This is a genomic window from Aquipseudomonas alcaligenes NBRC 14159 (genome assembly GCF_000467105.1).
GTDB lineage: Bacteria > Pseudomonadota > Gammaproteobacteria > Pseudomonadales > Pseudomonadaceae > Aquipseudomonas > Aquipseudomonas alcaligenes.
This window is the reverse complement of sequence record NZ_BATI01000022.1, coordinates 1-5,049: the sequence shown is the minus strand read 5'-3', so window position 1 is coordinate 5,049 and position 5,049 is coordinate 1. Positions and strand designations below refer to the sequence as shown.

Sequence of the window (5,049 nt, the reverse complement as noted above, 5' to 3'; positions counted from 1 at the left end):
GCCCCCTCTCCCTGGCCCTCTCCCCGAGGGGAGAGGGAATAAGACGGCTTACTGGCCGAGCTGGCGCGGCTGCCAGTCCTTGATCACCAGAGTGATGTCGAGGTCGGTGCCGTGCAGCTTGATGCGCTCGGGCAGGCGATAGCCGTTCTGCTCGACATAGCTCAGGTACTGCAGCTGCCAGCCGTCCTGTTCCAGGCGCGCCAGGTGGCTGTCGTTGTCGAGGGTCACTCGGCTCCTGCTGTCCGGTGCCGGCAGGCCGCGCACCCACCAGAACAGGTGGGAGACCGGCAGGCGCCAGCCCAGCTGTTCTTCCAGCAGGGCCTCGGGCGATTCGGCTTCGTAGCGCCCCTGGTTGGCCACCTCCAGCAGTACATTGCCTTCGCGTCCGGTCAGGCGCGCGGCACCGCGGCCGAGCGGGCCGGACAGGCGGATGTCGAAGTAGTCCTGGCGCTGCAGCCAGAACAGCGTGCCGCTACCGGAGTCGCGCGGGGCGCGAATGCCGACCTTGCCGCTGATCTGCCAGCCGTCGAGGGCGGCGACCTGGGCCTTGTGCGCCTGCCAGAGCTTGGCATCGCCCTGGCCTTCGACGGATTCGCGACTGGTGAGGCCGGCGCAGCCGGCGAGGAGGGTGAGCAGGCTGAAAACGAGGGCGTGGCGAAACATGGATCAGGGCTTCTCGGAACCGGTCAGGCGCTTGATGGTGGCGCGCAGGATGGGACTGTCGGGCTTGGCTTCCAGGGCGGTGGCCCAGACCTCGCGGGCTTCGCGCTGCTTGCCCTGGACCCACAGCACTTCGCCCAGGTGGGCGGCGACCTCATGGTCGGGGAACCTGTCCAGGGCGGCGCGCAGGTGGCGCTCGGCCTCATCCAGGTTGCCCAGGCGATAGTTGACCCAGCCGAGGCTGTCGAGGGTTGCGGCGTCTTCCGGGTTGAGCTGGTGCGCCTGCTCGATCAGGGCCTTGGCCTCCTCGTAGCGGCTGGTGCGGTCGGCCAGGGTGTAGCCGAGGGCATTGAGCGCTGTGGCGTTGTCCGGTTCGCGCGCGATGATGTCGCGCAGGTCGCGTTCCAGGCCGTTCAGGTCACCACGCTTCTCGGCCAGCATGGCGCGCGTATAGAGGAGGTTGGTGTCGCCGGGGAACTGCTCCAGGGCCTTGACGATCACCTGCCAGGACTCATCGAGGCGCTGGCGGTTGGCCAGGGCTTCGGATTCGATCAGGTACAGCTGGATGGCGTAGTCGGGCTGGGCCTCGCGGCTGCGTGCCAGGCGGTTGCCGGCTTCGGCGGCGCGACCCTGCTCGAAGAGGATCTCGGTCTGGCGCACCTGGGCCGGCAGGAAATCCTCGCCCGGGCCGACCAGGCCGTACTCGATCAGCGCGCTTTCCGCATCGCCGCGCTGCTCATAGATGCGGCCCAGGTTGAAGTGGGCGGCATCGGTGTGGGCGTTGCGCGCGACCAGCTCTTCCAGGTAGGTGGCTGCCTCGTCCCAGGCTTCATCCTCCAGGCACACCAGCGCCAGGGAGTAGCGCAGGTCGTCGTCATCGGGAAACTGCTGGACCAGCCCGGCAAATTCGCTCTTGGCTTCGTCCAGGCGCTTGAGCTCGACCAGCTGGCGGGCATAGGCCAGGCGCAGGCGTTTGTCTTCCGGGTGCTTGTCCAGGCCCTTCTGCAGCAGCTCGGCGGCTTCCTCGCCGCGCTGCAGGCCCTGCAGCAGGCGCGCGCGTAGCAGCAGCGGGGGGATTTCCTGTTCGCTGGCGGCGTGCGCCTCGAGCAGCTCCAGCGCCTCTTCGGCGCGGCCGTCCTGGTGCAGCAGCAGGGCCTTGCCGAACAGCAGCTGGCCGTTCTCCGGGTATTTCTGCAGCAGGCGGTCGAAGCTCTGCAGCAGGCCGGCGCGAGTGTCCGGGTCGGTTTCGGCGGCGGACAGGGCGAGGAAGTCGAAGTGCGTGTCGCCCTGGCCCTGCAGCACTTTCTCCATGTAGCGCATGGACTCGTCGTAGCGGCCGGCACGGGCCAGCTGGACGGCGGCGGCGCGCTGGGCGTCGAGGCTGTCGGGCGCGCTGTCGGACCAGATCAGCGCGCTGTCCAGGGCCGCCTGTTCGGCGCCCAGATACTCGGCGATGCGGAAGGCGCGCTCGGCCACGCCGGGGTCGCGGGTGGCATTGGCCTGCTGTACATAGTTGCCCAGTGCAATGTCGAAGCGGTTGCGCTGGCCGGCCAGCTCGGCAGCGAGCAGGGCGTACAGGGTCTCTTCACTGAACGAAGCGTACTGCTTGGGCTCGGGCGCGGCCTGGCTGGTATTGGCATCCTCCACCGGCGGGGTGCCGTCCGGCGTGGGGGCCAGGCTCTGGCAGCCGGCGAGCAGGAGGGAGGCAGTCAGCAACGCGAGGGATTTGTTCATAAAGGAAAGCTGCGGTCCGTGGCGTGGCTGCATCATGACACAAGCGGCGGGCGCAAGCCCACCGCGCCACGCGGGTTTGCCGAACGGGTCAATTTGTCGCGCCAGTTGTCCTGCCTCGGGTGACGTAGGACAATTGCCGGTCTTTCGAACCTGTCTAGCGACCCTGCATGGCCTTCCTCGCCCTCGGTATCAACCACAAGACCGCCTCGGTGGACGTCCGCGAGCGCGTGGCCTTCACCCCCGAGCAGCTGGTCGAGGCCCTGCAGCAGCTCTGTCGCCTCACGCCCAGCCGCGAGGCAGCGATCCTCTCCACCTGCAACCGCAGCGAGCTGTACCTGGAACAGGACCAGCTGTCCGCCGACGAAGTGCTGCGCTGGCTGGCCGACTACCACCGCCTCAATCTCGATGAGCTGCGTGCCTGCGCCTACATCCACCAGGACAACGACGCCGTGCGCCACATGATGCGCGTGGCCGCCGGGCTGGATTCGATGATCCTCGGCGAGCCGCAGATCCTCGGCCAGATGAAGTCCGCCTACGCCGTGGCGCGTGAGGCCGGTACCGTCGGCCCGCTGCTCGGCCGCCTGTTCCAGGCCACGTTCAGCACCGCCAAGACCGTGCGCACCGATACCGCCATCGGCGAGAACCCGGTGTCGGTGGCCTTCGCCGCCGTCAGCCTGGCCAAGCAGATCTTTGCCGACCTGCACCGTAGCCAGGCGCTGCTGATCGGCGCCGGCGAGACCATCAGCCTGGTCGCCCGCCACCTGCACGACCAGGGCGTGAAGCGCATCGTGGTGGCCAACCGCACCCTCGAGCGCGCCAGCCAGCTGGCCGAGCAGTTCGGCGCCCACGCCGTGTTGCTGGCCGACATCCCGCAGGAGCTGGCGCACAGCGATATCGTCATCAGCTCCACCGCCAGCCAGTTGCCGATCCTCGGCAAGGGTGCGGTGGAGCGCGCGCTCAAGCAGCGCAAGCACAAGCCCATGTTCATGGTCGACATCGCCGTGCCGCGCGACATCGAGCCGGAAGTGGGCGAGCTGGACGACGTCTACCTCTATACGGTGGACGACCTGCACGAGGTCATCGAGGAAAACCTCAAGAGCCGCCAGGGCGCCGCCCAGGCCGCCGAGGAGCTGGTGGCCGCCGGCGCCGAGGAGTTCATGCAGCGCCTGCGCGAGCTGGCCGCGGTGGACGTGCTCAAGGCCTACCGCCAGCAGGCCGAGCGCCTGCGCGACGAGGAGCTGGCCAAGGCCCAGCGCCTGCTGGCCAACGGCAGCAGTGCCGAGGAAGTGCTGGCGCAGCTGGCCCGCGGCCTGACCAACAAGCTGCTGCACGCGCCCAGCGTGCAGTTGAAGAAAATCTCCGCCGACGGTCGCTTCGAAGCGCTGGCCGTGGCCCAGGAACTCTTTGCCCTCGACGAGGGCCCGAGCAAGACATGAAAGCCTCCCTGCTGAAGAAACTCGACATCCTCCACGATCGTTTCGAGGAGCTCACCGCGCTTCTCGGCGATGCCGAAGTGATCAGCGACCAGAACCGTTTCCGCGCCTATTCCAAGGAGTACGCCGAGGTCGAGCCGGTGATCGCCGCCTACCGCGAGTTCCGCAAGACCCAGGACGACCTCGAGGGCGCCCAGGCGCTGCTCAAGGACGGCGACCCGGAAATGCGCGAGATGGCCGAGGAGGAGGTGGCCCAGGCCAAGGAGGCGCTGCTCGCGCTGGAAGACCGCCTGCAGCGCATGCTGCTGCCCAAGGACCCCAACGACGGCCGCAACGTGTTCCTGGAAATCCGTGCCGGCACCGGCGGCGACGAGGCGGCGATCTTCTCCGGCGACCTGTTCCGCATGTATTCGCGTTATGCCGAGCGCCAGGGCTGGCGGGTCGAGATCCTCTCGGAAAACATCGGCGAGCATGGCGGCTATAAAGAGGTCATCAGCCGGGTGGAAGGCGACAACGTCTACGCCAAGCTCAAGTTCGAGTCCGGCGCCCACCGCGTGCAGCGCGTGCCGGAGACCGAATCGCAGGGGCGCATCCACACCTCTGCCTGCACCGTCGCCGTGCTGCCGGAGCCGGACGAACAGCAGGCCATCGAGATCAACCCGGCTGACCTGCGCGTGGACACCTACCGCGCCTCGGGCGCCGGTGGCCAGCACGTGAACAAGACCGACTCGGCGATCCGCATCACTCACCTGCCCACCGGCATGGTGGTGGAGTGCCAGGAAGAACGCTCGCAGCACAAGAACCGCGCCAAGGCCATGGCCTGGCTGGCGGCCAAGCTGCAGGACCAGCAGGACGCCGCCGCGCATAAGGAAATCTCCGACACCCGCCGCCTGCTGGTGGGTTCCGGCGACCGTTCCGAGCGCATTCGCACCTACAACTTCCCGCAGGGGCGGGTCACCGACCACCGCATCAACCTGACCCTGTACTCGCTGAACGAAGTGATCAGCGGCGCAGTGGAGCAGGTGATCGAGCCGCTGCTGCAGGAATACCAGGCTGACCAGCTGGCTGCCCTGGGCGATTGATTGATTTCACCCCTCTCCTGAGAGGGAGGGGCCGATACGCCGCTGCGTCATGTGTAGCCTGGATTAAATTCGGGACGTGCGGCACGAAACAATTGTTCCCTCTCCCCTCGGGGAGAGGGTCAGGGAGAGGGGGCTTGCCG

The 5,049-nt window shown here is 67.8% G+C and carries 4 protein-coding genes; 2 read left to right on the top strand and 2 right to left on the bottom strand.

Going from position 1 to position 5,049, the window contains the following annotated elements:
* Positions 1 to 48: 48 nt before the first annotated feature.
* A complete protein-coding gene (lolB, locus tag PA6_RS13575) occupies positions 49 to 663 on the bottom strand; it encodes a lipoprotein insertase outer membrane protein LolB (protein ID WP_021701503.1) in 615 nt (204 codons plus the stop codon).
* 3 nt (positions 664 to 666) lie between these two features.
* Positions 667 to 2,394: a tetratricopeptide repeat protein gene (locus PA6_RS13570; RefSeq protein WP_021701502.1), complete on the bottom strand. Its 1,728-nt coding sequence runs from the start codon at positions 2,392 to 2,394 to the stop codon at positions 667 to 669.
* Between the two features lie 167 nt (positions 2,395 to 2,561).
* Between PA6_RS13570 and hemA the strand changes: the two genes are divergently transcribed.
* Both hemA and prfA read left to right on the top strand, forming a co-directional pair.
* Positions 2,562 to 3,830 carry a glutamyl-tRNA reductase gene (hemA, locus tag PA6_RS13565; RefSeq protein ID WP_021701501.1) on the top strand — a complete coding sequence of 423 codons (1,269 nt, stop codon included), beginning with the start codon at positions 2,562 to 2,564 and terminating at the stop codon, positions 3,828 to 3,830.
* Complete coding sequence (gene prfA, locus PA6_RS13560) at positions 3,827 to 4,909, top strand: peptide chain release factor 1 (RefSeq protein ID WP_021701500.1); 1,083 nt, start codon at positions 3,827 to 3,829, stop codon at positions 4,907 to 4,909. Before hemA ends, prfA begins: the two co-directional genes overlap by 4 nt.
* Positions 4,910 to 5,049 lie beyond the last annotated feature (140 nt).

Bases quoted from the DNA above. Each gene is read 5' to 3' on its own strand.
- hemA (WP_021701501.1), top strand. From the start codon at position 2,562: ATGGCCTTCCTCGCCCTCGGTATCAACCACAAGACCGCCTCGGTGGAC.
- prfA (WP_021701500.1), top strand. From the start codon at position 3,827: ATGAAAGCCTCCCTGCTGAAGAAACTCGACATCCTCCACGATCGTTTC.
- lolB (WP_021701503.1), bottom strand. From the start codon at position 663: ATGTTTCGCCACGCCCTCGTTTTCAGCCTGCTCACCCTCCTCGCCGGC.
- PA6_RS13570 (WP_021701502.1), bottom strand. From the start codon at position 2,394: ATGAACAAATCCCTCGCGTTGCTGACTGCCTCCCTCCTGCTCGCCGGC.